At 58.6% G+C, this 24,221-nt stretch carries 20 protein-coding genes, 1 pseudogene and 1 riboswitch; of the genes and pseudogenes, 16 read left to right on the top strand and 5 right to left on the bottom strand.

The annotated features are described in order from the left end of the window. Position 1: 1 nt before the first annotated feature. From HMPREF9162_RS01205 to HMPREF9162_RS01195, 3 genes are read left to right on the top strand one after another with little or no spacing between them, the layout of a single operon-like run. Entirely contained in the window at positions 2-778 is a 777-nt protein-coding gene (locus HMPREF9162_RS01205; protein WP_009350233.1) for an ABC transporter ATP-binding protein, read from the top strand. Then, entirely contained in the window at positions 775-1,776 is a 1,002-nt protein-coding gene (locus tag HMPREF9162_RS01200; protein WP_009350232.1) for an ABC transporter substrate-binding protein, read from the top strand. Before HMPREF9162_RS01205 ends, HMPREF9162_RS01200 begins: the two co-directional genes overlap by 4 nt. A gap of 18 nt (positions 1,777-1,794) precedes the next feature. Further along, positions 1,795-3,714, top strand: a complete 1,920-nt coding sequence (locus HMPREF9162_RS01195; RefSeq protein ID WP_009438168.1) for a TonB-dependent siderophore receptor — start codon at positions 1,795-1,797, stop codon at positions 3,712-3,714. 74 nt (positions 3,715-3,788) lie between these two features. Here the strand turns inward: HMPREF9162_RS01195 and HMPREF9162_RS01190 are convergent, their stop codons facing one another. From HMPREF9162_RS01190 to HMPREF9162_RS01170, 5 genes are all read right to left on the bottom strand, one after another. Further along, a complete protein-coding gene (locus HMPREF9162_RS01190; protein WP_009350229.1) occupies positions 3,789-4,568 on the bottom strand; it encodes an ABC transporter ATP-binding protein in 780 nt (259 codons plus the stop codon). A gap of 1 nt (position 4,569) precedes the next feature. Next, a complete protein-coding gene (locus HMPREF9162_RS01185) occupies positions 4,570-5,625 on the bottom strand; it encodes an iron ABC transporter permease (RefSeq protein WP_009438194.1) in 1,056 nt (351 codons plus the stop codon). Between the two features lie 5 nt (positions 5,626-5,630). Continuing rightward, positions 5,631-6,647: an ABC transporter substrate-binding protein gene (locus HMPREF9162_RS01180; protein ID WP_009438190.1), complete on the bottom strand. Its 1,017-nt coding sequence runs from the start codon at positions 6,645-6,647 to the stop codon at positions 5,631-5,633. A 116-nt stretch (positions 6,648-6,763) separates the two neighbouring features. Next, positions 6,764-9,208, bottom strand: coding sequence for a TonB-dependent receptor domain-containing protein (locus HMPREF9162_RS01175; protein ID WP_009438158.1), 2,445 nt, complete (start codon positions 9,206-9,208; stop codon positions 6,764-6,766). Positions 9,209-9,246: 38 nt separating this feature from the next. Then, positions 9,247-9,588, bottom strand: a complete 342-nt coding sequence (locus HMPREF9162_RS01170; protein WP_009438178.1) for a hypothetical protein — start codon at positions 9,586-9,588, stop codon at positions 9,247-9,249. Between the two features lie 175 nt (positions 9,589-9,763). Next, positions 9,764-9,947: riboswitch (cobalamin riboswitch) on the bottom strand. Between the two features lie 261 nt (positions 9,948-10,208). Between HMPREF9162_RS01170 and HMPREF9162_RS01165 the strand changes: the two genes are divergently transcribed. The 13 genes and pseudogenes from HMPREF9162_RS01165 to HMPREF9162_RS12640 form a co-directional block, all read left to right on the top strand. Beyond that, on the top strand, positions 10,209-10,679 hold the full coding sequence (locus HMPREF9162_RS01165) for a YhcH/YjgK/YiaL family protein (RefSeq protein ID WP_009438196.1): 471 nt from the start codon (positions 10,209-10,211) through the stop codon (positions 10,677-10,679). 123 nt (positions 10,680-10,802) lie between these two features. Next, on the top strand, positions 10,803-13,466 hold the full coding sequence (locus HMPREF9162_RS01160; RefSeq protein ID WP_009438177.1) for a valine--tRNA ligase: 2,664 nt from the start codon (positions 10,803-10,805) through the stop codon (positions 13,464-13,466). Positions 13,467-13,475: 9 nt separating this feature from the next. Continuing rightward, positions 13,476-14,777 (top strand): folylpolyglutamate synthase/dihydrofolate synthase family protein, encoded by a 1,302-nt coding sequence (locus HMPREF9162_RS01155; protein WP_009438200.1) that lies wholly within the window; start codon positions 13,476-13,478, stop codon positions 14,775-14,777. Positions 14,778-14,781: 4 nt separating this feature from the next. After that, the gene (locus HMPREF9162_RS01150; protein WP_009438170.1) at positions 14,782-16,128 is read left to right on the top strand and encodes an O-antigen ligase; all 1,347 of its coding nucleotides are present in this window, start codon (positions 14,782-14,784) and stop codon (positions 16,126-16,128) included. Positions 16,129-16,130: 2 nt separating this feature from the next. Next, positions 16,131-16,784, top strand: coding sequence for a redox-sensing transcriptional repressor Rex (locus HMPREF9162_RS01145; protein WP_009438154.1), 654 nt, complete (start codon positions 16,131-16,133; stop codon positions 16,782-16,784). A gap of 289 nt (positions 16,785-17,073) precedes the next feature. Continuing rightward, entirely contained in the window at positions 17,074-18,570 is a 1,497-nt protein-coding gene (locus HMPREF9162_RS01140; RefSeq protein WP_009438187.1) for an acetyl-CoA hydrolase/transferase family protein, read from the top strand. A gap of 76 nt (positions 18,571-18,646) precedes the next feature. Further along, positions 18,647-20,293 carry a methylmalonyl-CoA mutase gene (locus tag HMPREF9162_RS01135; RefSeq protein WP_009438173.1) on the top strand — a complete coding sequence of 549 codons (1,647 nt, stop codon included), beginning with the start codon at positions 18,647-18,649 and terminating at the stop codon, positions 20,291-20,293. A 37-nt stretch (positions 20,294-20,330) separates the two neighbouring features. After that, complete coding sequence (locus tag HMPREF9162_RS01130) at positions 20,331-20,726, top strand: cobalamin B12-binding domain-containing protein (protein WP_009438163.1); 396 nt, start codon at positions 20,331-20,333, stop codon at positions 20,724-20,726. A 99-nt stretch (positions 20,727-20,825) separates the two neighbouring features. Then, positions 20,826-21,764, top strand: coding sequence for a methylmalonyl Co-A mutase-associated GTPase MeaB (gene meaB, locus HMPREF9162_RS01125; protein WP_009438197.1), 939 nt, complete (start codon positions 20,826-20,828; stop codon positions 21,762-21,764). A gap of 59 nt (positions 21,765-21,823) precedes the next feature. Then, positions 21,824-22,240: a methylmalonyl-CoA epimerase gene (mce, locus tag HMPREF9162_RS01120; RefSeq protein WP_009350214.1), complete on the top strand. Its 417-nt coding sequence runs from the start codon at positions 21,824-21,826 to the stop codon at positions 22,238-22,240. Positions 22,241-22,347: 107 nt separating this feature from the next. After that, positions 22,348-23,877: an acyl-CoA carboxylase subunit beta gene (locus HMPREF9162_RS01115; protein WP_009438198.1), complete on the top strand. Its 1,530-nt coding sequence runs from the start codon at positions 22,348-22,350 to the stop codon at positions 23,875-23,877. A 17-nt stretch (positions 23,878-23,894) separates the two neighbouring features. Then, entirely contained in the window at positions 23,895-24,032 is a 138-nt protein-coding gene (locus HMPREF9162_RS12470; protein ID WP_009438184.1) for a hypothetical protein, read from the top strand. A gap of 52 nt (positions 24,033-24,084) precedes the next feature. Next, positions 24,085-24,221 (top strand): annotated as a pseudogene (locus HMPREF9162_RS12640) (acetyl-CoA carboxylase biotin carboxyl carrier protein subunit); the annotation flags it as partial.

The raw sequence follows: 24,221 nt of genomic DNA, 5'->3' as shown, positions 1-24,221 counted from the left end.
TATGAAGGAGATTCGCATTGAGGGGCTGAAATTCTGCATCGGAACAAAAGAGATTCTCCACGGCATCTCCGCCGTGCTGCCCGCCGACCGTTTTGTTGCGCTTCTCGGCCCCAACGGCTGCGGCAAGTCCACGCTGCTCAAACACCTCTACCGCGTACATCAGATTCAAGAAGGCACGGTCTACTTCGACGGCATGCCCATCGCCGACATCCCGCTGCGCGCGGCGGCGCAGGAGATTGGCGTGATGGGGCAGTTCCACGCGGTGGACTTTGATTTCTCCGTGGAGGAGATCGCGCTCATGGGGCGCGCCCCGTACAAGGAGAGCTTTGAGGAGGACACGGCGGAGGACTTTGCACTCGTCCGCGCCGCGCTCGATAAGGTCGGCATGGCGGACGCGGCGGCGCGCAGTTTCAACGAGCTCTCGGGCGGCGAGCAGCAGCGCGTCATGCTCGCACGCTGTCTCGTGCAGGAGCCGCGCCTGCTCATCCTCGACGAACCGACGAACCATCTCGATGTAAAGTACCAACTGCATCTGCTGCGCCTCGTCAAAGGGCTCGGCATCGGCGTCATCGCGGCGCTCCACGATCTCAACCTCGCGGCGATGTTCGCCGATCTGCTTGTCGTCATGAAGGCGGGGGAAATCGTAGAGATCGGCGCGCCGCGCGAGGTGATTACAGAGGAGCTGCTGCAAAGTGTCTACGGCGTTGCGGCGCATGTCGCCTACGATGCAGAGGGCTTGCCGCTCGTCGACTATCGCACGGGAGCGTATGCATCATGAGGCGGCGGCTGCGCGCAGCGCTCTGTCTGCTGCCGCTCCTCGCCGTCACCGCGCTGGTTCTCTTTCTCTCCTATACGGAGGGGCGCGGGGCTGAGGAGGCGGCGGGCACGCCGGGCGGCGAGACGTTCGTCACGGCGGACAGCGACGGGCACCCGACGACGTTCACACTCGTGCATGTGCCGGAGCGTGTCCTCGTCACTTATCCCGGGGCGGCGGAGCTGATGATCGACCTCGGCATCGCGGATCGAATCGTCGGCGCGATCGCGCCGTATGGGGAGGAGCCGCCTGTCTATAGGGACGCTTACGCCGCCCTGCCGATTCTCGGCGCGCCCTATATGCCGAGCCGCGAGGAGGTGACGGCGCTGCGCCCCGATCTCATCATCGGCTGGTCGCATCACTTCACGCCCGACGCGCTCGGCGACGTGCACAATTATTTCCGCAAGGGCATCGGATGCTACGTCGTCCCCGCCACCGTGCGCAAAGGGCATCCGACGCTCGACGGCACGGTCTATCCGTTCATTGAGGATATGGGGCGGATGTTTGCGGTGGAGGAACGTGCCGCCGCCTATGCTGCGGGACTGAGGGCGCGTTCCGCAGCGATTGAGGAGCGGACGCGCGCACGGGGCAAAAGGTATACGGCGATGATCCTGCAGGCGCACGGGAGCAGTCTCTATAGTCTCTACGGCGCCACATACATCATCGACGACATCGCGCGGCGGGCAGGCGCGGACAATGTGACGGAGCGGCAGATGAACGGCGTTGGACCCGAGCGTGTGCTCGGCTTTGCCCCCGACGTCGTTATCTATGTGAATCCGAAGAATATCTCCGCGGAGGAGGCGCGCGCCGAGCTGCGCGCGGATGAGAATCTAAGGAATATGCGGGCGATCCGCGAGAACCACATCATCGTCGTTTCCTACGCCGATGTGAACAATGGGAACGGGCGCACGATCACGGCGCTTGAAGATATTGCCGCGGGGCTGGATGCCCTCGCGGACTAGGGAATTGGGAGGATTATCATGAAGAAGAATGTACTGCGCGGGCTCATCGCGGGCGCACTCACGGTAGGAGCATCTGTTTGCCCACCTTCGGTGTACGTTTATGCCGCTGAGGCGGAATCGGGAGATCTTGAAACCTACAGCCTCGCCGATGTTATCGTCACGGCGAGCCGCAGCGACACGCAGATCGCCGATGTCCCCGCCGACGTCACGCTCATCAGTGAGGCGCAGATCGAGCGCGGCAACTATAAGAGCGTCTCGGATGCTCTGGCGGGGGCGAACATCAACGTCGTCAAGAAGGGCTTTGCCGCCTATCCGATCATCAACGGCGATACGCGCGTCCTCGTCATGGTCGACGGTAAGAAGGTCAACTGGGATCATCTCATGGTCAGCGGCGACGACAATGCGGTCAACGTGGATCAAGTGCCGATGGAGAACGTCGAGCGCATTGAGATCGTGCGCGGGCCGAACTCCTCGCTCTACGGCGAGCGCGCCGTCTCGGGCGTCATCAACATCATCACAAAGCGCGCCAAGACGGGCAAGCCGTCCGGATCGCTGAACATGCAGCTCGGCGCGTGGGGGGAAAAGCGTGCGGGCGTCTATGTGACCGGCGGTGATGCGAAAAACAGCATCAAGGCAAGCGCTGCGCATGAGCGCAGTCATGATTTCCGCTACCGGAACGCGGACGGAGACACGCGCACCTTTGGCAACAGTGACATCAAGCATACGGACTATACGATCGGTTATGACCGCATCATTGGCAATGACCGACTGAGCTTTGACTTTTCACGGCACGAAATGGACGATGGATTCGGTGTTTTGTTAAAGAACCCAAAGACCGGCGAACCCACCTACACGGGGCGTCAGGAAACGCTGGATACCGCCTATGGCATCACCTATATGTTCGGCTCGGAGAAGGACGGCGAGGGGACGTTCCTGCGTTATTATCGCAATGAATCCACGGCGGATTCGCCGTTTGGCGCGCCGTATAATCATAAGCTGCGCCGCAACAGCTTTGAAGGACAAAAACTTTGGATGTTGGGCGATAAGAATATGCTCGTCGGCGGATTCCTGTGGGCGAAGGAAAGCATCTATGAGAACAACGACGGATCGGAGATGAACGCGTCCGCGACAACGAAGGCGATCTTTGCTGAGGACGACTGGCAGCTTGGCGGCGGGTATGCGCTGAAACTCGGCACGCGGTACGAGCATCACAGTGACTTCGGCGGCGATGTCGCCTCTCATATCAGCTTGAATAAAAAATTTGGACGCAATACACACGTCTATTTCTCATGGGGGCAGGCAGTCAATAATCCAACGCTTAAAATGCGCTATGCCGACACCCCGTATATGAAGGGCAATCCAAATCTCAAGCAGGAGAAATCACAGACCTATACCCTCGGGGCGGAAAGCCAGCTCTCGCGCAAGTGGAACGTCTCGGCGAGCATCTATAAGAGCAAGGTAAAAGATGCACTCAACTGGTCGTGGAACGTTTATACGCGCTATTACAATGTGGACAACGAGGATCGCCGCGGTATGGAGCTGAGCGCGCGCTACCGCGCAAGCAATGCATGGACGGTGCGCGCCGCCTATAGCTATGCGCATGTCGAATCGACGGATACGAACAAAAACTATCTTTCGACGAATACACGTCCGAACGGGTATAACCTTGGGCTCTCCTACACGATGAACCGTTGGAGCGCGGATGCGGATATGAACTACGTCACGGGGCGGAGCATCGAGCGGTTCACCGATACAAGTTATCTTACCCTCGACCTCGGTGTGAATTATCGGGTGAGCGATGCGTTCAAGGTCTATCTGAAGGGCTATAACCTCACAAACGAAGCCTATGAATCCATTGGCATCGGCTTTGGCGCGCAGCGCGGCGCCTATGCCATGCCGAGCCGCCACTTCGTCCTCGGCGCGACATATAATTTCTAAAAAATATCGCGCACAATAAAAGACTGCCGCACAAAGGTGTTGACGAATGTGCGGCAGTCTTTTTTGCGCACCGGTTACGGATGCTCCTCGTACTGCGGCAGATATACGATGTTCAGCCGACCCGTATCGGGGTGGATGCTGACAGTGGAGCGCACCTCGTAGAGATCGTAGATAAACTCCTCCGTGAGGAGCTCGCGCGGCGTGCCGAGACCGACGACTTGACCCTGCTTAATCGCGATGAGGCGGTCGCAGTAGAGCGCGGCGATGTTGAGATCATGGATGGCGGCGGCAACGGTCAGACCGAGCCCCTTTACGATGTCCATGATCTGGAGTTGATACTTGATGTCCAGGTGGTTTGTCGGCTCGTCGAGGATCATGCACTCCGTCTGCTGTGCAAGCGCACGCGCGAGGATGACGCGCTGCTGCTCGCCGCCGGAGAGACTGGAGAAGCTGCGCTCCTCGAACGCCGCCATGCCGACCACCCCCAGCGCCTTGCGTGCGAGCTCATAGTCGCGCAGATTGTCGCGCTCGAGTAGCTTCTTGTGCGGAGAGCGCCCCATGAGTACCACATCGAGCACGGGGAAGTCAAAACTGTAAAAATTGTGCTGTGCGACCACCGAGAGTCGCTGCGCCGACTCCCGATAGGAAAAATCATCGATCGGACGCCCGTCAAGCGAGATCGTTCCCTCGCTCGGACGCTGCACGCGGTAAATGCATTTGAGAAACGTGCTCTTGCCGCTGCCGTTCGGTCCGATGATGCCGAGAAACTCCTTATCGTGCAGATGAAAATCCATCCCTTTGAGAATCGCCTGCTTACCGATGAAGAGCTTCACGGCCTCCGCGAGTATTTCCATATCAGTTTCCTCCAAATCCGTAAGTGCGTTTCACCATGAGATAGATGAAGCAGGGGGCGCCGATCATCGAGATGAGGATGCCGATCGGCAGCTCCGTGCGCGGGATGATTACGCGGCACAGCCCGTCGGCGACGACGAGAAAGACGGCGCCGGAGAGCGCGGCCACGGGGATGAGCCGCTTATGATCTGTGCCGATGAGCATACGGACGACGTGGGGAACGACGAGACCGACGAAACCGATCATGCCCGCCGCATAGACCGCGAAGCCGACGATGAGCGCGCTCACGAGCAGGTATGCCTGCCGATAGGCGTGCAGATCCTTGCCGAGCGTGACGGCGGATTCGTCGCCGAGCAGCATGAGATTGAGGATGCGGCTCTGCGTCCAAAAGAAGAGAACGGCGAGGACGACAATACCGCCGATGACGGGAAGCGTATCCCAGTTCGCGCCCGCGAGACTGCCCATCAGCCAGTAGGTGACGGTTTGAATGCCGTCCTTGTTGTTGGCGAAATAGATGATAAAGCTTGAGAACGCGCTGCACACGGCGCTGAGCGCCATGCCGCCGAGCAGGAGCTTCACCGCGTTGGCACGGCCGCCGAGGTTTGCGATGAAGAGCACGCCGAGCGATATGGCGAACGCGCCGACGAATGCCGAGACGCCGACCGCGTTCTCGCCGAACGCCGCGCCGACGCCGAGGAGAACGGCGGCGGTCGCTCCAAGCGAAGCGCCCGAAGAGATGCCGAGAATGTAGGGATCGGCGAGCGGGTTCTTTACAATCGCCTGCATGATGACGCCGCAGACCGAGAGTCCCGCGCCGATGGCGACGGCGAGGAGAAGGCGCGGCAGGCGCAGGAGCCAAACAATGTCGTGTACCGGACCTTTACCCGGCGCGTCGACGGGCGTGCCGCTCGCGAACTGTGCGCCGACCGCGCTCCAAATGGCCTCTGCGGGCAGATGCACCGTACCGATGCCGAGCGCCCAGAAGATCGCCGCGCAGAGCAGCAGGAGGAGCAGGAGACAGACGCCGAGCACGCCCCATTTTTGAAAAAAGTTCCGCATATATTTTACTCCTTATAAAGTGACGGGTAAAGCCCTGCGGCGATGATTCGGATGCCGTCGTACGTGCGCGTGCCGGCACTGTAAACCGTGTAGAGGGGGAGCGTATCGACGCGCCCCGCACGGATACAGGAGAGGCCGCGCAGCGCGGGAGTGTCGCAGAAGCGCGCTTTGATTTCCGCCGCGCGGTCGTAATCCGACTCCACGACGACGAGGAAAATCGCATCCGGATCCATCTCGATGATCTGTTCGAGGCTGAGATTCAACCCGTCCGCGCCGAGATTTTCCGCGTGCAGCGCGCGCAGGATATCGCCCGCGAGGGAGTTGTCCCCGTACGCGCGGATATCTCTGCCCATCGGCTCGATGACAAGGGCGCGCGGGCGGCGCGCAGCGTCACGCGTCTGCTCCGCGACGAAAGCGATTTCGCTGCGCATGGCGCGGACGAGTTCCTCTGCGCGCGCCGGATGCCCGAGGATTTTACCGAGGCTCAGAATATCCCGGCACTCGTCGTCGATGGTTTTTCTTGCGCGTGCGGCGGACGAGGAGGGGGCGATATAGGTGTGAATCCCGCGCGCATGCCAAAAATCCGTACCGCGCAGCACCTTCGGGGAGAAGGTTGACGCCCATCCGATGATGAGATCCGGTTCCATCATGAGGACGGTTTCGACGTCAAGATTTTCAAGGCTCGTATAGGGAATGCGGTCATAGGCCTCTTGATATGCGGGGCTGAGATATTTTCGATCGGGGACGCCCATGCCCGCGATGAGACGATCGCCCGCACCGAGCGCGAGCGGCGTCTCGATAGAGTTCTGCCACACGGCGACGATGCGGCGGGGCGGGGCGTCGTATGTGTCCGTCGCCGGGTTGCCCTTGGCGTCGATGTTCTCGATCGTCACGGGATAGCCGGCGCGCGGCGACACATCCGCCGGCGCGGGTGTCTGCGCCGCATCTTCATTGACGCGGACGATCGGCGCACAGGCGGCGAGGAGAAGGGCGCACAGCGCCGGCAATAACAATTTATACATGAGATATACCTCAAAAATACGGCGTTACGGGGGCGGCGTATGTGTTTGCGCTGCTCAAAAAGGGGCTATTGCATCATGCAACAGCCCCTAGGGAGCGGTCTATATGCCGCGGCGCATTAGAAATTGTACCGCGCGCCGATCATCCAGCTCCGCCCCGGCATTGCCGCGCCGCCAAGTCCGAGATAGCTGCTGTATGACGTCTCGTATGCCTTGTTCGTCAGGTTGTTGACCACGAGGTATACCGTCATATCCTTTTGCAGCTCATAGTTGAGATTCCAATCGAGAATGAGGAAGCGGCTGCTTGTAAAGGCGTTGGTACTTGCACCTGTGTACCAGTTGGCAAGCAGCCCCGTATAGAGTCTGCCCTTCTCGTAAGAAATATTGAGCGCATAGTGGTTTTGCGGGCGCAGACGGTTGATTTGCGTATTGATGTCCGTGCTGTTTTGATATCCCCAACTCGGATCGAGAATCCAACCGTTCTTTGCCATCCACTTGTCCAGCATATGTGAGTAGGAAGCACTCATTGTCACGTATTTATTCAGTTTATGATCAACGGTGATATTGAAGGATTTTTTATCCTCTTTCGCGTTGACCGCCGTACTCGTGAATTTCGTACCGTTCCAAATGGGGAGCGTTGCAATGGCATTGTTCATGCGTGTCCAGTCATAGTGGACTGCTGCCGACGTATGTTCGGAGAACTCCTTGCGGATGCCGAGCGTCCATGCGTCGCCGCGCTCGTCGTCCAGCGGCGTGTTGAATACGCCGTCGGTCGAGGTATAGTCGCCTTGGCGCAGGGGACGGTAGATGCGTGTCCAGCCGAAATAGAGATCGGTGGAGTAGTCAAATGTGTATTGGAGATTGAGCGCCGGTGTCACGGTGCGTGACGATCCTTTGCCCTGCACCTTGTCGCCTGCCGTATTTGATTCGTAGGAGGAGTAGTAGGAATAGCGCAGCGCAGGAGTAATATCGAATTTATCCGAAACATGAATTTTATCCTGCACATAGCCGAGGATGGAGTTGCGTCCGACATGTGATGAGACAACAGAACCGTCGTCCTCAAGCTTCTTGCTGTAGTTCTTCGCACGGTCATAGGTGATACTGGCGATGATATCGTTCTTGCCGAGGGACTTTGCATACTGCACTTGAATACCGCGGTTGCGTTCTTCCTGCCAACTGGTCGGCTCCTTTGCCGTTCCGCCCGTCGCCTCAAGCCACTCCTTGACCCTGGCTTGATCTCCGCCCGGGAACGGCGCAAGATGCTCGTGAATCCACTGCGTCAGCTGTTCGTTCGTTGCACCGCTTGGGAATGCGGCGCGGTATTCGTCAGCAAGATCTTTTGCGCTCTTTCCGTCTCTGCGCCAACGGAAATAATCCCGGTTGGAATAGCGGTGGTTCTGACTATAAAGACGCAGGAAACTCTCCATGCCGTTCTCTTTATTGAACGTCCACATGAGTTCCCAGTCATTGTCCTTGAACTTACTGAACGAGCGATAGACCTGCCCGTCAAGTGCAAAGAGATTGCGGTAGCCAGGGACGTCTGTGTCACCACGTTTTGGCACCCATTTACCTTGCGAATTAGTCATATCCTGTAATACATTGTTGCTGTTAAGGTCGCCGACAGCCGCCTTGAATATGATTCTGTCCCAATCGGCTTCGTTCCAGTATTTGAGGCTCGGCACGGAGATCGGATAGCCGTCTTTTCCCTGTTTGAAATTATACCAGAGCTTGAGATTTTGCTTATCGCTGAGCTTCTTGTCCAGACGGATATTCAGAGCGTCTTCCTTGTACTCGGATCCGCCGAGCGTGCCTGTGCCGCCCACAACGCCGTCCACGAATTTCGTATCGCCGCTCATCGAACGGGTTGTCGTGAAGAAATAGCGCAGGCTGTGATCGGGAAGTGCCGATCCCGAGAGCGTCAGTGCATAATTATGTTTGTGCCATGCCCCCGTGGAGAGATCAAGCGTCCCTTTCTGCTGCTCGCCGCCCTTGCGCGTGATGATGTTGATGACGCCGCCCGTTGCATCGGGACCGTATACAGAGGCACCCGGCCCCTTGATGACCTCGATCTTGTCGACGCTCTCCATACCGATGAGCTGATCGAGATTCACGCCTGTCGACTTGGTGCCGGTTTTGCTGTTGCCGCCGACGCGCGTACTTGTGAGATTGTCCACACGGCGTCCATCGATGAGAATGATGACGCGTGTGTCGCCGTTGATGGAGACTCCGTTGTTGTAGAACTGATAGCCGTACTCGCCGCCGCGGTAGCCGGGATTCTGGAACGTGATGCCCGGAATGCGCTTGATTGCCTCGGTCAGATCAACGTAATGACGTTTCTCGATCTCCTCGCGTGTGATGACTTTGACGTCACCGCCCGTACGATAATAGGACTGCTCTGTAATCGTGTCGCCGAACTGATCCTTCGTACGCTCTGCCGAGACGACGACGTCATCCAGCGTATACGAATTGAGATTTTCATCATGTGCGGCATAGGCGGCGTTATGCCCCCCCCCAATGGACACGAATGCGAGGGCAATCAGCGCCGACAGCTGCTTTTTCTTCATACCGATAGTTCCTCCTTGACGCTTCTAGGGGCTGCGGATTACCACCGCGCTCCGTTGATGTAAGAGAATTCGTAGTTCTGCTCCGTGACCCATGTTTTCCACTGTCCTTCGAATGAGCCGAAGTTCAGTGTCAGCCGTTTTGTCTCACCCGCAGGGACTTTGCACATGGGCAGGCGCTTCGGCGTGCCGACGAATTGGTAGGTCGTGCCGTCGGCGCGCGTGAATGTGATCTGCATTGTGAAGTCGTTCAGCGCCGTGACAGTGATGTCGTCGCGTCGATTTTCAAAAATGCCGGACACGCACAGCTCGCCGCCCGAGATCCAGACCTTCGTCGTCGTCCACTCGAGCATCATCGGATCGTCCGAGACCTCCGCCGCCATTCCTCTGCCGCCTGTGCACAGGACAAGCAGAAGAGCAAAGAACAACATCCTGTATAAACGCATTTCCTCACCCCCTTTTGGAAAAATCTCACAAAAAAACGGCGTTCTCCGCGCAGGAAAATGCCGTCATACCGCCGCTGTGGGCGCGGCTCTCCTCCCCATCGCTCGTGGGTCAGGCGGTGAGCGTCAAACAGGCAGTTCTCCCGGCTCGGAATCATCGCGCAGCTGCGCCTTCCCAAGGAGACGATCTCCCCAGTGACATCATACAGTATTGCTCTTCCTTACGGTGGCGGGACCGCTTCGGCTTTACACCGAATTCCCTATTAAGTCCAAAGGACACCTGTTCCGTTTAAGTTTATGATATTATAATGCGCGCTTATTGTATTATAGGGGAATGGAATTTGTCAAGATGGATTCGGGTGGAACAGAAAAAAAGAATATGCAAAAATATTGAATGTTTATTAGGAAGTGATTTTGTCTTGCATGAATGCGTTTGATTCGGTAGAATGAGGTTTAAGAACCGCTTGGCGCGGTATTTTGTGGATATTGTTTTGGGCAGGATACGGAAAGCTTCCTGCGGCAGCCGTGAAATATAGGATTCAATGAAGGAGGTTCAACATATGCAAACCGGACAACTAAAGGAAATGGTGAAGGATAAGTCGCTGCCGGCGCCGATTCAAAAGGCGCTGCAGGTGCTGCATCTGCGCGATATTGCAAATATGCAGGCGGGGCGCGTGGAGATTGCGGGCGATGATATGTACGCGGATGTGTTCGACGCGGTGACGCGGCGGTACGGCGATCAGCGCGCGGAGGCGCACGAGCAGTACTACGATGTGCAGTACCTCGCGCGCGGAGCGGAGCGGCTGCACTATGCGCCGCAGGGCACAGAGGGAGAGGTCGCGGCGCGCATCCCCGAGCGCGATCTGATCTTTTACCGCGGGACGCCCGATCCGGAGTATATCGACGCCGTGCCGGGGACGGTGACGATCTTTGCGCCGGGGGAAATCCACCGCCCGACGGTCGCAGCAGGCGAGCCGATGGAGATCCGCAAGGCGGTCGTTAAGGTTCATTCGTCTCTCATGACGTCGTGATCCTTGCAAAAAATATTGTTTTGTGCTACTCTTACGTAGTATTTCATACCAAAATAAACGACGATGTGCGGGCGCCCTCGTCCCCCTCGGGACGGGGCGCTTTTTTCGGGAGGAACGAAATAGATGTCAGAAGAGCAGGGCGCCAATATTCCGAAGAACTACGATCCCGCTTCCTTTGAGCGGAAATGGTATGCGTATTGGGAAGATCACGGATTTTTTCATCAAGAGGCGGACGAGAGCCGCGAACCGTACAGCGTCGTCATCCCGCCGCCGAATGTGACGGGACAGCTCCACATGGGGCATGCACTCGACAATACTCTGCAGGATATCCTCGTGCGGTATCAGCGGATGCGCGGGAAGAACGTCATCTGGGTGCCGGGCTGCGACCATGCGGGCATCGCGACGCAGGCAAAGGTCGAGGAGTCGCTGCGCGCGGAGGGGACGACGCGGTTCGACCTCGGGCGCGAGAAGTTCCTCGAGCGCGTGTGGGCGTGGAAGGAGCAGTACGGCGACCGCATCATGTATCAGCTGCGGATGCTCGGTTCGTCCTGTGACTGGGCGCGCGAGCGGTTCACGATGGACGGGGGATGTTCGCGTGCGGTGCGCGAGGCGTTCGTCAGTCTCTACGAGCAGGGGCTCATCTATCAAGGCACGCGCATCACGAACTGGTGCCCGTCCTGCACGACGGCGATCTCCGACATCGAGGTGAACCACGAGACGGAAGAGGGGCATCTCTGGCATCTGCGCTATGCGATCGAGGGGACGGACGAGTACGTCGAGATCGCAACCACGCGCCCCGAGACGATGTTCGGCGATACGGGCGTCGCGGTACACCCGGACGACGAACGGTACAAACATCTCGTCGGGAAAACGCTGATTCTGCCCGTCGTGGGACGGCGCATCCCGCTCTTTGCCGACGCCTATGTCGATCCCGCATTTGGGACGGGCGCGGTCAAGGTGACGCCGGCGCACGACCCGAACGACTTTGAGATGGGACTGCGGCACAATCTGGCGCAGATCATCGTCATCGATACGGAAGGGAAGATGACCGCGGGCGCGGGGCATTATGAGGGCATGGATCGCTATGCCTGCCGCAAGGCGCTCGTGAAGGAGCTCGAGGAGATCGGCGCACTTGTTTCGACCGAGGGACATGAGCACGCGGTCGGACACTGCTCACGCTGCGGCACGACGATCGAGCCGCTCGTCTCAAAGCAGTGGTTCGTCCGCATGGAGGAACTTGCAGAGCCCGCGATCGCGGCGGTGCGGGACGGGCGTATCCGCTTTGTGCCCGATCGCTTTACGAAGATTTATGAAAACTGGCTCGAGAATATCCGCGACTGGTGCATCTCGCGTCAGCTTTGGTGGGGACACCGCATCCCCGCGTGGCACTGCGACGACTGCGGCGAGACGAGCGTTTCGCGTGAGGATTTGACGGCGTGCGCGCACTGCGGCTCGACGAAGATCCGGCAGGACGAGGACGTCCTCGACACATGGTTCAGCTCGGGGCTTTGGCCGTTTGAGACGATGGGATGGCCGGACGATACGAAGGATCTGCGTCATTTTTACCCGACGGCGGCGCTCGTCACGGGCTACGACATCATCTTCTTCTGGGTGGCGCGCATGGTCATGATGGGGCTGCGCTTCGGCGGCGACGTGCCGTTCCGCGACATATTCATCCACGGGCTCGTGCGCGACAGCGAGGGACGCAAGATGTCAAAGTCCCTTGGCAACGGCATCGATCCCGTCGAGGTCATTGAGAAATACGGCGCGGACACGCTCCGGTTCATGCTCATCACAGGCAATACGCCGGGCAACGATATGCGTTTTTACTGGGAGCGCGTCGAGGCGGCGCGTAATTTTGCCAATAAGATATGGAACGCATCGCGCTACATGCTGATGAATTTCGAGGGGGCGGACACCTCCTTCGTCCCCGCGGCGGAGGACTATACGCTCGCCGACCGCTGGATTCTCTCGCGCTGTGCGGTGACGGCGCGCGACGTGACGGCGAACCTCGAGAAATACGAGCTCGGCGAGGCGGGGCGCACGATCTATGAGTTCCTCTGGAGCGAGTTCTGCGATTGGTACATCGAGCTGACGAAGGCGCGGCTCTACGATAAAGAGAATGTCCGCGCGAAGAATACGGCGCTCTATGTGCTGCGCACCGTGCTCGAGCGGACGCTGCGTCTCCTGCATCCCTTCATGCCGTTCCTCACGGAGGAGATTTGGCAAAAGCTGCCGCATGAGGGCGAGAGCATCATGACGGCACACTGGCCGGCGGGGCATGAGAGCGACCTCGATGCGGCGGCGGAGCGCGATATGACCGCCGTCATGGAGGTCATTAAGACCGTGCGCAACCTGCGCGCCGAGCTCAGCACGCCCCCGGGCAAGAAGAGCGAGCTCATCCTGCGCGTGACGGACGGGGCGCTGCGGGAGGTCTTTGCGGCGCACGAGGACTATTTCTTCGCACTTGCCTCCGCTTCGTCCGTGACGTTCCTCGCGGCGGACGCATCCGATCCGGAGAATGCGGTGACGGGGGCACTCGCGGGCGCGGCGGTCTATCTGCCGCTCGCGGGGTTGATTGACGTCCCGAAGGAGCGCGCGCGCCTTGAAAAGGAGCAGACGAATCTCGAAAAGGAGATCGCGCGCTTGTCGGGCAAGCTCGCCAACGCGGGCTTTACCTCCAAAGCGCCCGCACAGGTCGTTGCGGCGGAGCGCGAGAAACTCGCGGGCTATGAGGAGAAAATCACGCTCCTCAGAACTCGCCTTGCGGATCTCGTAAAGCTCTGAGGTACGCCGATGGACTATCAAGAGTCACTGGCATATCTGGACGAACTGAATACGTTCGGCATCCGTTTGGGGCTGTCGCGCATGGAGGAACTCTGCGCGCGGCTGGGGCATCCCGAGCGTGCGTACCGGAGCATCCACATCGCGGGAACGAATGGCAAGGGCTCCGTGACACAGATGATGGATGCCGTGTACCGCGCCGCAGGGATTCGCTGCGGACGTTATATGTCGCCGCATCTCATTTCCTATACGGAGCGCATGAGCGTCGGCGGAGAGGACATCTCCGAGGAGCGGTTTGCCGCGATCTTAACGCGCGTGCGTGCGGCGGCGGACGAGATGACCGCGGAGGGACATGAGCACCCGACGCAGTTCGAGGCGCTGACGGCGCTCGCGTTCCTCTATTTTGCCGAGGAGAAGGTGGAGATCGCCGTCATTGAGACGGGGCTCGGCGGTCTGCTCGATTCGACAAATGTCATAGAGCCGATGCTGACCATCATTACAAATGTCGCCATGGATCACGCCGACCGCTGCGGCGGTACGCTCGCGGGCATCGCCGAGCACAAAGCGGGCATTATCAAGGAGGGCGTGCCTGTGATCACGGCGGCGTCGGGCAAGCCTCTTGAGATCATCCAAGCGCGTGCGGAGGAGATGACGGCGGACGTCTTTGTCTATGGCGAGGACTTTTCTGCCGATATGATTTTCCCGGCGGGCGGAGGGCAGCGCGTTGCGTTTCATTCGCTTGTCTGCCGTGAGCCTGCGCCGTTTGAGCTCTCACTTGCAGGAACCTATCAGGCGGAGAATGCCGCCCTCGTCATCATGGCGGCAAAGCTCCTCGAGCGCGATGATGCGCGCATTACGGAAGAGGCGCTGCGGACGGCGCTGGCACATGTGCGGCATCCCGCGCGCTTTGAGATTCGATCATGGGCGGCGGGGGACGCCGTTGTGGACGGCGCGCATAATCCGGCGGGCATGGCGGCGCTGCGGGCGAGTCTTGACCGTTATTTCCCGAAGGAGCAGCGTGTCTTTGTGCTTGGCATCCTCAAGGACAAGGACATCGACACGATGCTCAGTACGCTCCTGCGTCCCGGGGATGTGGTCGTCACGGTACGGCCAAACTCCGAGCGTGCGGCGGGAGCGGATGTCGTCGCTGCCGTCGCCGCCGCGATGGGACTCGACACCGTTGCCTGCGGTGATGTGGAGACGGCGCTCGTTGAGGCGGAGCGGCGCGCACACGGCGATGCACTGCTCGTCGCTTGTGGGTCGCTCTATCTTGTCGGCGGCGTGCGCAAACTCCTGCGCGCAGCGGGGAGGTGAGCGGATGGCGGAGGATTACGTCAAGCAGCGCCGCCGCTTCCGGCGGCGTCGCCGATGGGGGGCACGCATGGGCGCCGTCATGCGTTATGCAGTGCTCGCGGAGGCTTTCCTCATCCCTCTCGTACCGCTCGCTGCGATGGCAGTCCTGCTCGTCGGATGCGGGGCACTTGCGCTTCGGCTGCGCATCGATCCGGAGTTCCGGCTGCGGCGGCTGCCGTACGATGCGCCCGCGCTTCTCTTTGTCGTCATCGCATTGGCATCCGTCGCCGCTGCACCGGATAAGGCGTTCAGTTTCTACAACTTTTATCACCTTGTCCCGGTCTATGCGCTGACCTACCTCCTCGCAGGGCAAACGCTGCGCGACACGGCGTCGCTGCGGCATACGGTACTCGTCATGGCAATTGCTGCGGGGCTTGTCATTCTTTACGGATTCTATCAGTTCATCTTCGGCATTGATATCTCCGCAATGAAATGGGTGGACGGCGAGTCCTTCCCGGAGCTGTCGAAACGGGTTTTTTCCACATGGGAAAATCCGAATATCCTTGCAGGCTATCTCGACATCGTTGCCTGTATCGCGGTTGGTCTCATGACCGGGCTTCAGCGTTGGCTGCGCATCCTTGCAATTGTCCTTCTCATCGCAGCACTCGCGTGCCTTGGCATGACCTATGCGCGCGGCGCGTGCCTTGTCATTGCCGCGGTGCTTGCAGGCTATGGCATCTTGCGTGATTTGCGCATCCTCGCGGGAATTGCGGTGATTTGCGGGCTTGTTCTTGCCTTTGACCCTGTGCTGACGGATCGGCTGCTCTCGGTATTTACGCGCATTGATACCTCTTCGGAGATGCGTCTCGCGTTCTGGGAGAGCACTGTCGCGATGATTTTAGACCATCCCTTTCTCGGCATTGGGTGGGGGATGTACTTCGTGGTCTATCCCGATTACGATTTTTACTTGCAGGGCGCGCCCGTGCAGATCGTACACGCGCACAATATGTATCTGAACTACGCCGCAGAGATCGGCATCCCCGGGGCGCTCGCGTTCCTGTGGTTCTTTTTCGGGACGCTCGTGCTTGCTCTGCGCACAAAGCGCGATACGCCGCCGTGGGAAGCGCAGCTCGCCGTGCATGAGCGGGCGTGGAAAACGCTCGCCGACGTGCGCGCGGGGCTCGAGGCGTGGCGCAGTGATAAATTTATTGACGGGCTTAGCCTCGGTCTGGGGCTTGCATTTTGCTCCGTCGCTCTGAACGGGCTCACCGATCACCTGTTGTTTAACATTCCGTCCTCCATGCTGTTGTGGATGCTTGCCGCAATGACGGCTGCCGTACATGCGATCGCGGGGGAACGGAAGGAAGGATGAGTATGCAGGAAAACAGTTCAATTTCCAAGGCAACGGTAGACAGGCTTCCACGGTACTACCGCTGTCTGCGTCTGCTCGCGGACGAGGGCGTCGAGATCACGTCCTCTGAAGAGATCGGCAGGCGTACCTCCGTCAATCCCGAACAGATTCGCAAAGACCTTGCGGTCTTTGGTCAGTTCGGAAAAAAAGGCGTTGGGTATTACGTCGCTGAACTCAAGGAAAATATCGGCGGGATTTTGGGGCTTGACCAGCGGTTTAATATTGCCATCGTCGGCATGGGACATCTCGGCGTTGCACTTGCAAACTATCAGGGGATCACGCGCCTTGGTTTTCGCATCGCCGCGCTCTTTGACGTGAATCCCGTCGTCATCGGAACGCGCCTCGGCGAGCGGCGTGTCGAGGACATTGCGTACCTCCCCGAGATCGTCGCCGAACGCGGCGTTCAGATCGGCGTCATCGCCGTGCCTGCCGCGCATGCACAGGAAGTTGCCGACAGACTGGTAGGAGCGGGGATACGGGGGATTTGGAATTTCGCTCCCGTGAAGCTCTCTGTGCCGGAAAACATTCCGCTGATCAGTGAGGATCTGTCCGTCGGACTCAGCAGTCTTTCTTATTCGCTCACACATATTGCGGTTGAAGATGAAGAATTGTCATAGAAAAATAATATAGAATAGCGCTTGCGTGCACTTTTTTTCACAAATCACAGAAAATGCCGTCAATACAATCTTGACGGTAATTTTTTTCGTGATATTCTAAGGGGCAGATATAATTGGCATATGCAGCTATGATAACTCGTAACTATTCAAAGCGTTTACATCTACTCTCCACGGAGGTTTTTACCTCATGTTTTGGATGGATTACGAGTGTTCCGGCGCGGTGCCATAGATGTATCAGAAGAGCAGCCGCCAAGAGAACTGGTCGGTGTAGCAAGAGGGAGGTTTTTCTATGATCGATATTTCCGATCGCGTACCTAAGTCCCTTGCGGACAAAATCGTGAGTGCGGAAGTAGCTGCCGAGTATTTTAAGGACGGCATGACCATCGGTGCGAGCGGCTTTACGCCGTCCGGCTATCCGAAGGCAGTGCCCCTCGCCATCGCGGAGCGGATGAAGAAGAGCCCGTTCAAGGTCAATCTTTGGACAGGCGCATCCACAGGTCCCGAGCTGGACGGCGCGCTCGCCGAGGCAAACGGCATTGAGCAGCGTCTGCCCTATCAGACGAACACGCCGCTGCGCAATCAGATCAATTCGGGAGCAGTGAACTACATCGATATGCACCTTTCGGAAGTCGCGCAGCAGAGCCGCGAGGGCTTCCTGGGCAAGATCGACGTCGCGCTCATTGAGGCGGTTGCGATCACCGAGGAGGGCATCATCCCCTCGACCTCGGTCGGCAACACCCCGTCCTATGTGCAGAGCGCGGACGTGGTCATCGTAGAGGTCAACACCAGCCAGCCCATGGAGCTGGTCGGAATGCACGACATCTATATCCCGCTCGATCCTCCGAACCGTCTGCCGATTCCCATCACGAAGGCGGGCGACCGTATCGGCACGAACTTCATTCCGTGCCCGCTCGAGAAGATCAAGTACATCGTCCCCTGCGACATCACCGACAAGACGCGTGCGCTCGCACCGCTCGACGATGCCTCGCGCAAGATGGGTGCCTTCACGGTCGAGCTTCTCAAGAAGGAGATCGCGGCGGGGCGTATGCCCAAAGGGCTTCTCCCACTCCAGTCGGGCGTCGGCAACGTGGCAAACGCCGTTATCGCAGGCTTTGTCAACTCTGACTTCACGGATCTTGAGGTTTACACCGAGGTCATTCAGGACGGCATGTTCGACCTTGCGGATGCCGGCAAGCTGAAGTTTGCATCCGGCACGGCGTTCTCTCCCTCTCCGGAAGGGCTGCAGCGCTTCTACAAGGACATCGACAAGTACAAGAAGATTATGATGCTCCGTCCGCAGGAGATCTCGAACAACCCCGAGGTTGTCCGGCGTCTCGGCGTCATCGCGATGAACACCGCGATCGAAGTCGACATCTACGGCAACGTCAACTCCACCCACGTCACGGGTACGAAGATGATGAACGGCATCGGCGGCAGCGGCGATTTCGCGCGCAACGCCTACCTCACGATCTTCTATACGACGTCCGAGGCAAAGGGCGGCAAGATCTCGTCCATCGTTCCGTTCTGCGCACACATTGACCACGGCGCACATGATGTTGACGTCGTCATCACGGAGCAGGGCGTTGCGGATCTGCGCGGCAAATCCCCGCGCCAACGCGCTCTCGAGATCATCAACAACTGTGCACATCCGGACTATCGTCCGATTCTGCTCGATTACTACAACCGTGCGCTTGCGGCAACCAAGGGCGCACAGACACCGCATCTGCTCGATGAGGCGCTTTCCTTCCATCAGCGCTTCGTAACAACGGGATCGATGCAGAAATAAAAAAGATAAAAAGTGCAAAAAGCACTTTAGCGCACAAAGCGCAAAACTGAAAAGAGCATAGGAGGAAAAAATCCAAATGAGCAATGAGAAAATCCAGGCGGGGCTTGACCAGTACAACGCCACCGTTGAAAAGGCAACCGCGAAGTTCCCGGCGCGCCCGAACATTCCGGCGCAGGGGCTTTACACCCCGCTCGACATCAAAGAGACGGAGTACGCAGAGGACATCGGATTCCCCGGCGTTTACCCCTATACCCGTGGCGTTCAGCCGACGATGTACCGCGGCCGCTTCTGGACCATGCGTATGTACGCGGGATTCTCCACAGCGGAGGAGTCCAACAAGCGCTATCGTTACCTCATCGAAAGCGGTGCGACGGGGCTTTCCTGCGCGTTTGATCTCCCGACGCAGATTGGCTACGATTCCACGGATACCATCGCTGAGGGCGAGGTCGGAAAGGTCGGCGTTGCGATCGATTCGCTTGCCGATATGGAGATTCTCTTCGATCAGATCGACCTCGGCAAAGTCTCCACGTCCATGACGATCAACGCACCGGCTTCCGTTCTGCTCGCGATGTATATCGCTGTGGCAGAGAAGCAGGGCGTCTCCGCGGACAAACTCAAAGGGACCATTCAGAACGACATTCTGAAGGAGTATGCGGCACGCGGCACCTACATTTTCCCGCCGCGTCCGTCCATGCGTCTCATCACGAACATTTTTGAATATTGCTCCAAGAACGTGCCGAACTGGAACACCATTTCCATCTCCGGCTACCACATCCGCGAGGCAGGTTCCACCGCTTCGCAGGAAATTGCATTCACCATTGCGGACGGCATCGCCTACGTTGAAGCCGCCATCAAGGCGGGGCTCAGCGTCGACGACTTCGCGGGACGTCTCTCCTTCTTCTGGAACGCACACAACAACGTGCTCGAAGAAGTTGCGAAGTTCCGTGCCTCCCGCCGCGTCTGGGCAAAGGTCATGAAAGAGCGTTTCCATGCGCAGAAACCCAAGTCCATGATGCTCCGCGTTCACACGCAGACGGCCGGCTCCATGCTGACCGCGCAGCAGCCGAACAACAACATCGTCCGCGTTGCACTCCAGACCGCAGCTGCGGTTATGGGCGGCACGCAGTCGCTGCATACGAACTCCCGCGACGAAGCGCTCGCGCTTCCGACGGAGGAATCGGTTATGGTCGCTCTCCGCACGCAGCAGATCGTTGCGTATGAAAGCGGGCTTGCCGACGTCATCGATCCGCTCGCAGGCTCCTACTATGTAGAGGCCATGACGAACCGCATCGAGGCGGAGGCATGGGAATACATCAAGAAGATTGATGATATCGGCGGCGCTGTTGCGGCGATCGAGAAGGGCTATATCCAGAAGGAAATTCAGGACAGCGCTTACAAGTGGCAGATGGATGTTGAGTCCGGCGCGCGCGTCATCGTCGGTGTCAACAAATTCCAGGTGGAAGAGGAAGCTCCGAAGAACCTGCTCAAGGTTGACGCTTCTGTCGGCGAGAAACAGAAGGCCAAGGTTGAGGCTATGAAGGAAAAGCGTGACAACGCCGCAGTTCAGGCTGCTCTGGCGGATCTGAAGAACGCCTGTGCGGACGAGGACGAGAACCTCATGCCGCATATTCTCGCAGCGGTCAAGACCTACGCAACGCTCGGCGAGATCTGCGGCGTGATGCGCGAAGTCTTCGGCGAATACGAAGCACACGTCAACCTGTAATGAATTGGTGAATGCAAGGTTCAGGAGGAATATAAAAATGGCAGAGAAAATCAGAGTACTCGTTGCGAAACCCGGTCTTGATGGGCATGACCGCGGCGCGAAGGTCGTCGCACGCGCACTGCGCGATGCCGGATTTGAGGTCGTTTACACAGGTCTTCGTCAGACGCCCGAGGAGATCGCGGAAGCGGCACTGCAGGAAGACGTCAACGTCATCGCGATGAGCATCCTCTCTGGAGCGCATCCGCATCTGTTCCCGAAGGTCGTGGATCTCGTCCGCAGCAAGGGCATGAACGACGTCCTGATCATCGGCGGCGGAGTGATTCCCGAGGGCGATATCCCCGCACTCAAACAGGCGGGCGTCGCAGAAGTCTTTACACCCGGAACGCCGACCAGCACGATTGTTGACTTCATCAAGGCACATGTAAAAGCGTAACAAACGCATTTTTAGAAAGGTGGATGGCAGCGGAATCTCTTCACTGCCATCCACCTGACATGTTTTGATGGAAGCAGCGACGCGAAGGAGGCGGGTAATATGGATATCGCCGCCGAAGTGCTGCGCGGCAATCGCCTTGCCCTCTCACGCGCCATTACGGCGATTGAGAACGAGCGCGAGAGCGCGACGGACATCATGAAGGCTCTTTATCCACACACGGGACACGCCTATGTCCTCGGCATTACGGGACCCCCCGGTGCTGGGAAAAGCACCATGACGGATAAGATTGCCAAGGAATACCGCAAACGCGGGAAAACCGTCGGCATCATCGCCGTCGACCCCACAAGCCCCTTTTCCGGCGGCGCCATCTTGGGCGACCGCATCCGTATGAACGACCTGACGCTCGACGAGGGCGTATTTATCCGCAGTATGGGAACGCGCGGCAGCCTTGGCGGGCTTTCGCACAAGACTGCTGACGCGGTAAAGGTCATGGATGCGTTCGGCAAAGATATCATCTTTGTCGAGACCGTCGGTGTCGGGCAGTCCGAGGTGGACATTGTGCGGGCGGCGGACACTACCATGGTCGTTTTGATCCCCGGTATGGGCGACGATATTCAGGCCATTAAGGCGGGCATCTTGGAGATCGGCGATGTGTTCGCCGTCAACAAGTCTGATCTTGACGGTGCGGATAAACTCGTCCGCGAAATCAATATGATGCTGGATCTTGACGATCATATGTCAGACTGGCGGCCGCCGATCCGCAAAGTCGTTGCCAACCGCAGCGAAGGAATCGAGGATCTGGTGGACACGCTCGAAGAACACCGCACCCACATCGAAGGAAACGGCGTCCTCACGGAACGGCGGACACGCCGTACACGCGACGAGATGCTCGACATCCTCCATGCGGGGGTGGGGCGCCATATCGAAAAACGAATCGTCAGTACCGGACGGCTCGACGCGTATGTGGCGCAGATCAAGGCACATGAGACAGACCCCTACACCGTAGTGGGCGAGGTCATGGCCGAAATGTTGTCATAGGGAAATACCGAGCGCCGGATCACTCTGCGCGGGCATTTCCTTGATGAGGAGGATTAACAATGTTCAAGGTTTTGGGAATCGATCACATCGGTGTCGCAGTGAAAGACCTCGAAGAGGGCAAATCGTTCTGGTCGGATGTCATCGGCATCCCCTGCACGAATCAGGAGACGGTCGCCGAGCAGAAAGTCACGACGACGTTCCATCCGACCCCGAACGGCAGCGAAATTGAGCTCCTGATCGGCACGGCGCCGGACAGCCCGATCACGAAGTACATCGAGCGCAGCGGCGAGGGCATCCAGCATGTCGCTCTGCGTGTCGACAATATCGAGAACGCAATTGCCGACCTCATGGCAAAGGGCGTCCGCATGATCGACGAGAAGCCGCGCATCGGTGCGGGCGGCGCAAAGATTGCGTTCCTTCATCCGAAAGCGACGAAGGGCGTTCTCCTTGAGATCTGCGAGCATGAGGATCGCTGAGGCGGCTCTTCTACGCATATCATTTCATTGGGTGATTCCCCGGCAGAGCGCGACTCATCCCCGCCGCACTGCCGTAGATTCCACATATAAACATCAGGAGGGATATGATGTCCACAGTCCAGGAAAAAATTGATGAGATGCTCAAGAAAAAAGAGCATGTCATGCAGGGCGGCGGCGCAAAGAGCATCGAGAAGCAGCACGCCAAAGGGAAGCTGACGGCGCGCGAGCGTCTCAACCTGCTCTTTGACGAGAGCAGCTTCGTCGAGCTCGATCTGTTCGTGAAGCATCGCTGCACGAACTTCGGGCAGGAGGAGAAGGAACTGCCCGGCGAGGGCGTCGTTACGGGCTACGGCACGGTCAACGGCCGTCTCGTCTATGCGTTCGCACAGGACTTCACCGTCGAGGGCGGCTCGCTCGGTGAGAAACACGCCCACAAGATTTGGAAGGTCATGGATCTCGCGATGAAGATGGGCGCACCGTGCGTCGGCATCAACGATTCCGGCGGCGCACGTATCCAGGAGGCAGTCGACGCGCTCTCCGGCTACGGCGGCATCTTCTACCGCAACACGAAGGCTTCGGGCGTGATCCCGCAGATCTCCGTTATCATGGGACCCTGCGCGGGCGGCGCCGTTTACAGCCCGGCACTCACGGATTTCATCTACATGGTGAAGAACACGAGCCAGATGTTCATCACGGGCCCTGCGGTTATCAAATCCGTCACAGCGGAAGAGGTTACGGCAGAGGAACTCGGCGGCGCGATGACGCACAACAGCCGCTCCGGCGTTGCGCATTTCGCAACGGAGAACGACGAGGACTGCATCGAGCAGATCCGCTATCTTCTCTCCTTCCTCCCGAGCAACAACATGGAAGAGACCCCGCGCGTTGATACGGGCGATGATCCGGATCGTCAGGACGAGTCGCTCAACTCCGTTGTGCCGGACAACCCGAATGCACCGTATGACATGAAGGACGTCATCCGCAGCATCGTCGACAACGGCGAGTTCTACGAAGTGCACGAGCACTACGCAAAGAACATCATCTGCTGCTTCGCACGCTTCGACGGCCGCGCGGTCGGCATCATCGCGAATGAGCCGAACGTCATGGCAGGCTGCCTCGACGTTGACGCATCCTGCAAGTCCTCGCGCTTCATCCGCTTCTGCGATGCGTTCAATATTCCGCTCGTCAACCTCGTCGACGTTCCGGGCTTCCTCCCGGGTGTCAACCAGGAGTACAACGGCATCATCCGTCACGGCGCAAAGATGCTCTACGCATACAGCGAAGCAACCGTGCCCAAGGTGACGGTTATCACGCGCAAGGCATACGGCGGTTCCTACATCGCAATGTGCAACCGTGAGCTCGGCGCGGATCAGGTCATGGCATGGCCGACATCTGAGATCGCCGTTATGGGACCTGCGGGCGCAGCCAACATCATCTTCCGCAAGGATCCGGATAAGGAAGCGCGCACAGCAGAGTACATCAAGGAATTTGCGACGCCGTACAAAGCGGCAGAGCGCGGCTACGTCGATATGGTCATCACGCCGAGCGAGACGCGTCCGTACATCATCACGGCGCTCAACGCACTCTCGAGCAAGCGTGAGGCGAACCCGGCGAAGAAGCACGGGAACATTCCGCTCTAATCCTTAGGAGGGATAGCATGGCTACGAGCAGCGTTGCACCGGAAATTGTCGCCGCTATTACCGCCGCCGTTCAAACGGTGACGGGGAGCAAGGTCGTTGCTGTCAGCATTAAGCCGGCAGAGATCTGGACGATTGCAAATCGCAGCAGTATCTGAGGAATCCCATCATACCGGAGACTTTGGAATAAACACGTTGGAGGAATCACACATGAAAAAGTTCAACATCACTGTCAACGGCACCGCCTATGACGTAGAAGTCGAAGAAGTACGCGGCGGCGCATCGGCAGCTCCGCGCGCAGCGGCTCCCGCACCGCGTGCGGCGGCTCCCGCTCCCGCGGCAGCGCC

The sequence above is a fragment of the Selenomonas sp. oral taxon 137 str. F0430 genome (genome assembly GCF_000183625.1).
Classification (GTDB): domain Bacteria; phylum Bacillota; class Negativicutes; order Selenomonadales; family Selenomonadaceae; genus Centipeda; species Centipeda artemidis.
The sequence above is the reverse complement of the archived record's forward strand: the minus strand, read 5'-3'. Positions and strand labels throughout refer to the sequence as shown.

Bases quoted from the DNA above. Each gene is read 5' to 3' on its own strand.
- HMPREF9162_RS01150 (WP_009438170.1), top strand. From the start codon at position 14,782: ATGGCGGAGGATTACGTCAAGCAGCGCCGCCGCTTCCGGCGGCGTCGC.
- HMPREF9162_RS01200 (WP_009350232.1), top strand. From the start codon at position 775: ATGAGGCGGCGGCTGCGCGCAGCGCTCTGTCTGCTGCCGCTCCTCGCC.
- HMPREF9162_RS01145 (WP_009438154.1), top strand. From the start codon at position 16,131: ATGCAGGAAAACAGTTCAATTTCCAAGGCAACGGTAGACAGGCTTCCA.
- HMPREF9162_RS12470 (WP_009438184.1), top strand. From the start codon at position 23,895: ATGGCTACGAGCAGCGTTGCACCGGAAATTGTCGCCGCTATTACCGCC.
- HMPREF9162_RS01190 (WP_009350229.1), bottom strand. From the start codon at position 4,568: ATGGAAATACTCGCGGAGGCCGTGAAGCTCTTCATCGGTAAGCAGGCG.
- HMPREF9162_RS01160 (WP_009438177.1), top strand. From the start codon at position 10,803: ATGTCAGAAGAGCAGGGCGCCAATATTCCGAAGAACTACGATCCCGCT.
- HMPREF9162_RS01185 (WP_009438194.1), bottom strand. From the start codon at position 5,625: ATGCGGAACTTTTTTCAAAAATGGGGCGTGCTCGGCGTCTGTCTCCTG.
- HMPREF9162_RS01165 (WP_009438196.1), top strand. From the start codon at position 10,209: ATGCAAACCGGACAACTAAAGGAAATGGTGAAGGATAAGTCGCTGCCG.
- HMPREF9162_RS01175 (WP_009438158.1), bottom strand. From the start codon at position 9,208: ATGAAGAAAAAGCAGCTGTCGGCGCTGATTGCCCTCGCATTCGTGTCC.
- HMPREF9162_RS01195 (WP_009438168.1), top strand. From the start codon at position 1,795: ATGAAGAAGAATGTACTGCGCGGGCTCATCGCGGGCGCACTCACGGTA.
- HMPREF9162_RS01170 (WP_009438178.1), bottom strand. From the start codon at position 9,588: ATGGCGGCGGAGGTCTCGGACGATCCGATGATGCTCGAGTGGACGACG.
- HMPREF9162_RS01205 (WP_009350233.1), top strand. From the start codon at position 2: ATGAAGGAGATTCGCATTGAGGGGCTGAAATTCTGCATCGGAACAAAA.
- HMPREF9162_RS01135 (WP_009438173.1), top strand. From the start codon at position 18,647: ATGAGCAATGAGAAAATCCAGGCGGGGCTTGACCAGTACAACGCCACC.
- HMPREF9162_RS01180 (WP_009438190.1), bottom strand. From the start codon at position 6,647: ATGTATAAATTGTTATTGCCGGCGCTGTGCGCCCTTCTCCTCGCCGCC.
- HMPREF9162_RS01115 (WP_009438198.1), top strand. From the start codon at position 22,348: ATGTCCACAGTCCAGGAAAAAATTGATGAGATGCTCAAGAAAAAAGAG.
- meaB (WP_009438197.1), top strand. From the start codon at position 20,826: ATGGATATCGCCGCCGAAGTGCTGCGCGGCAATCGCCTTGCCCTCTCA.
- mce (WP_009350214.1), top strand. From the start codon at position 21,824: ATGTTCAAGGTTTTGGGAATCGATCACATCGGTGTCGCAGTGAAAGAC.
- HMPREF9162_RS01130 (WP_009438163.1), top strand. From the start codon at position 20,331: ATGGCAGAGAAAATCAGAGTACTCGTTGCGAAACCCGGTCTTGATGGG.
- HMPREF9162_RS01155 (WP_009438200.1), top strand. From the start codon at position 13,476: ATGGACTATCAAGAGTCACTGGCATATCTGGACGAACTGAATACGTTC.
- HMPREF9162_RS01140 (WP_009438187.1), top strand. From the start codon at position 17,074: ATGATCGATATTTCCGATCGCGTACCTAAGTCCCTTGCGGACAAAATC.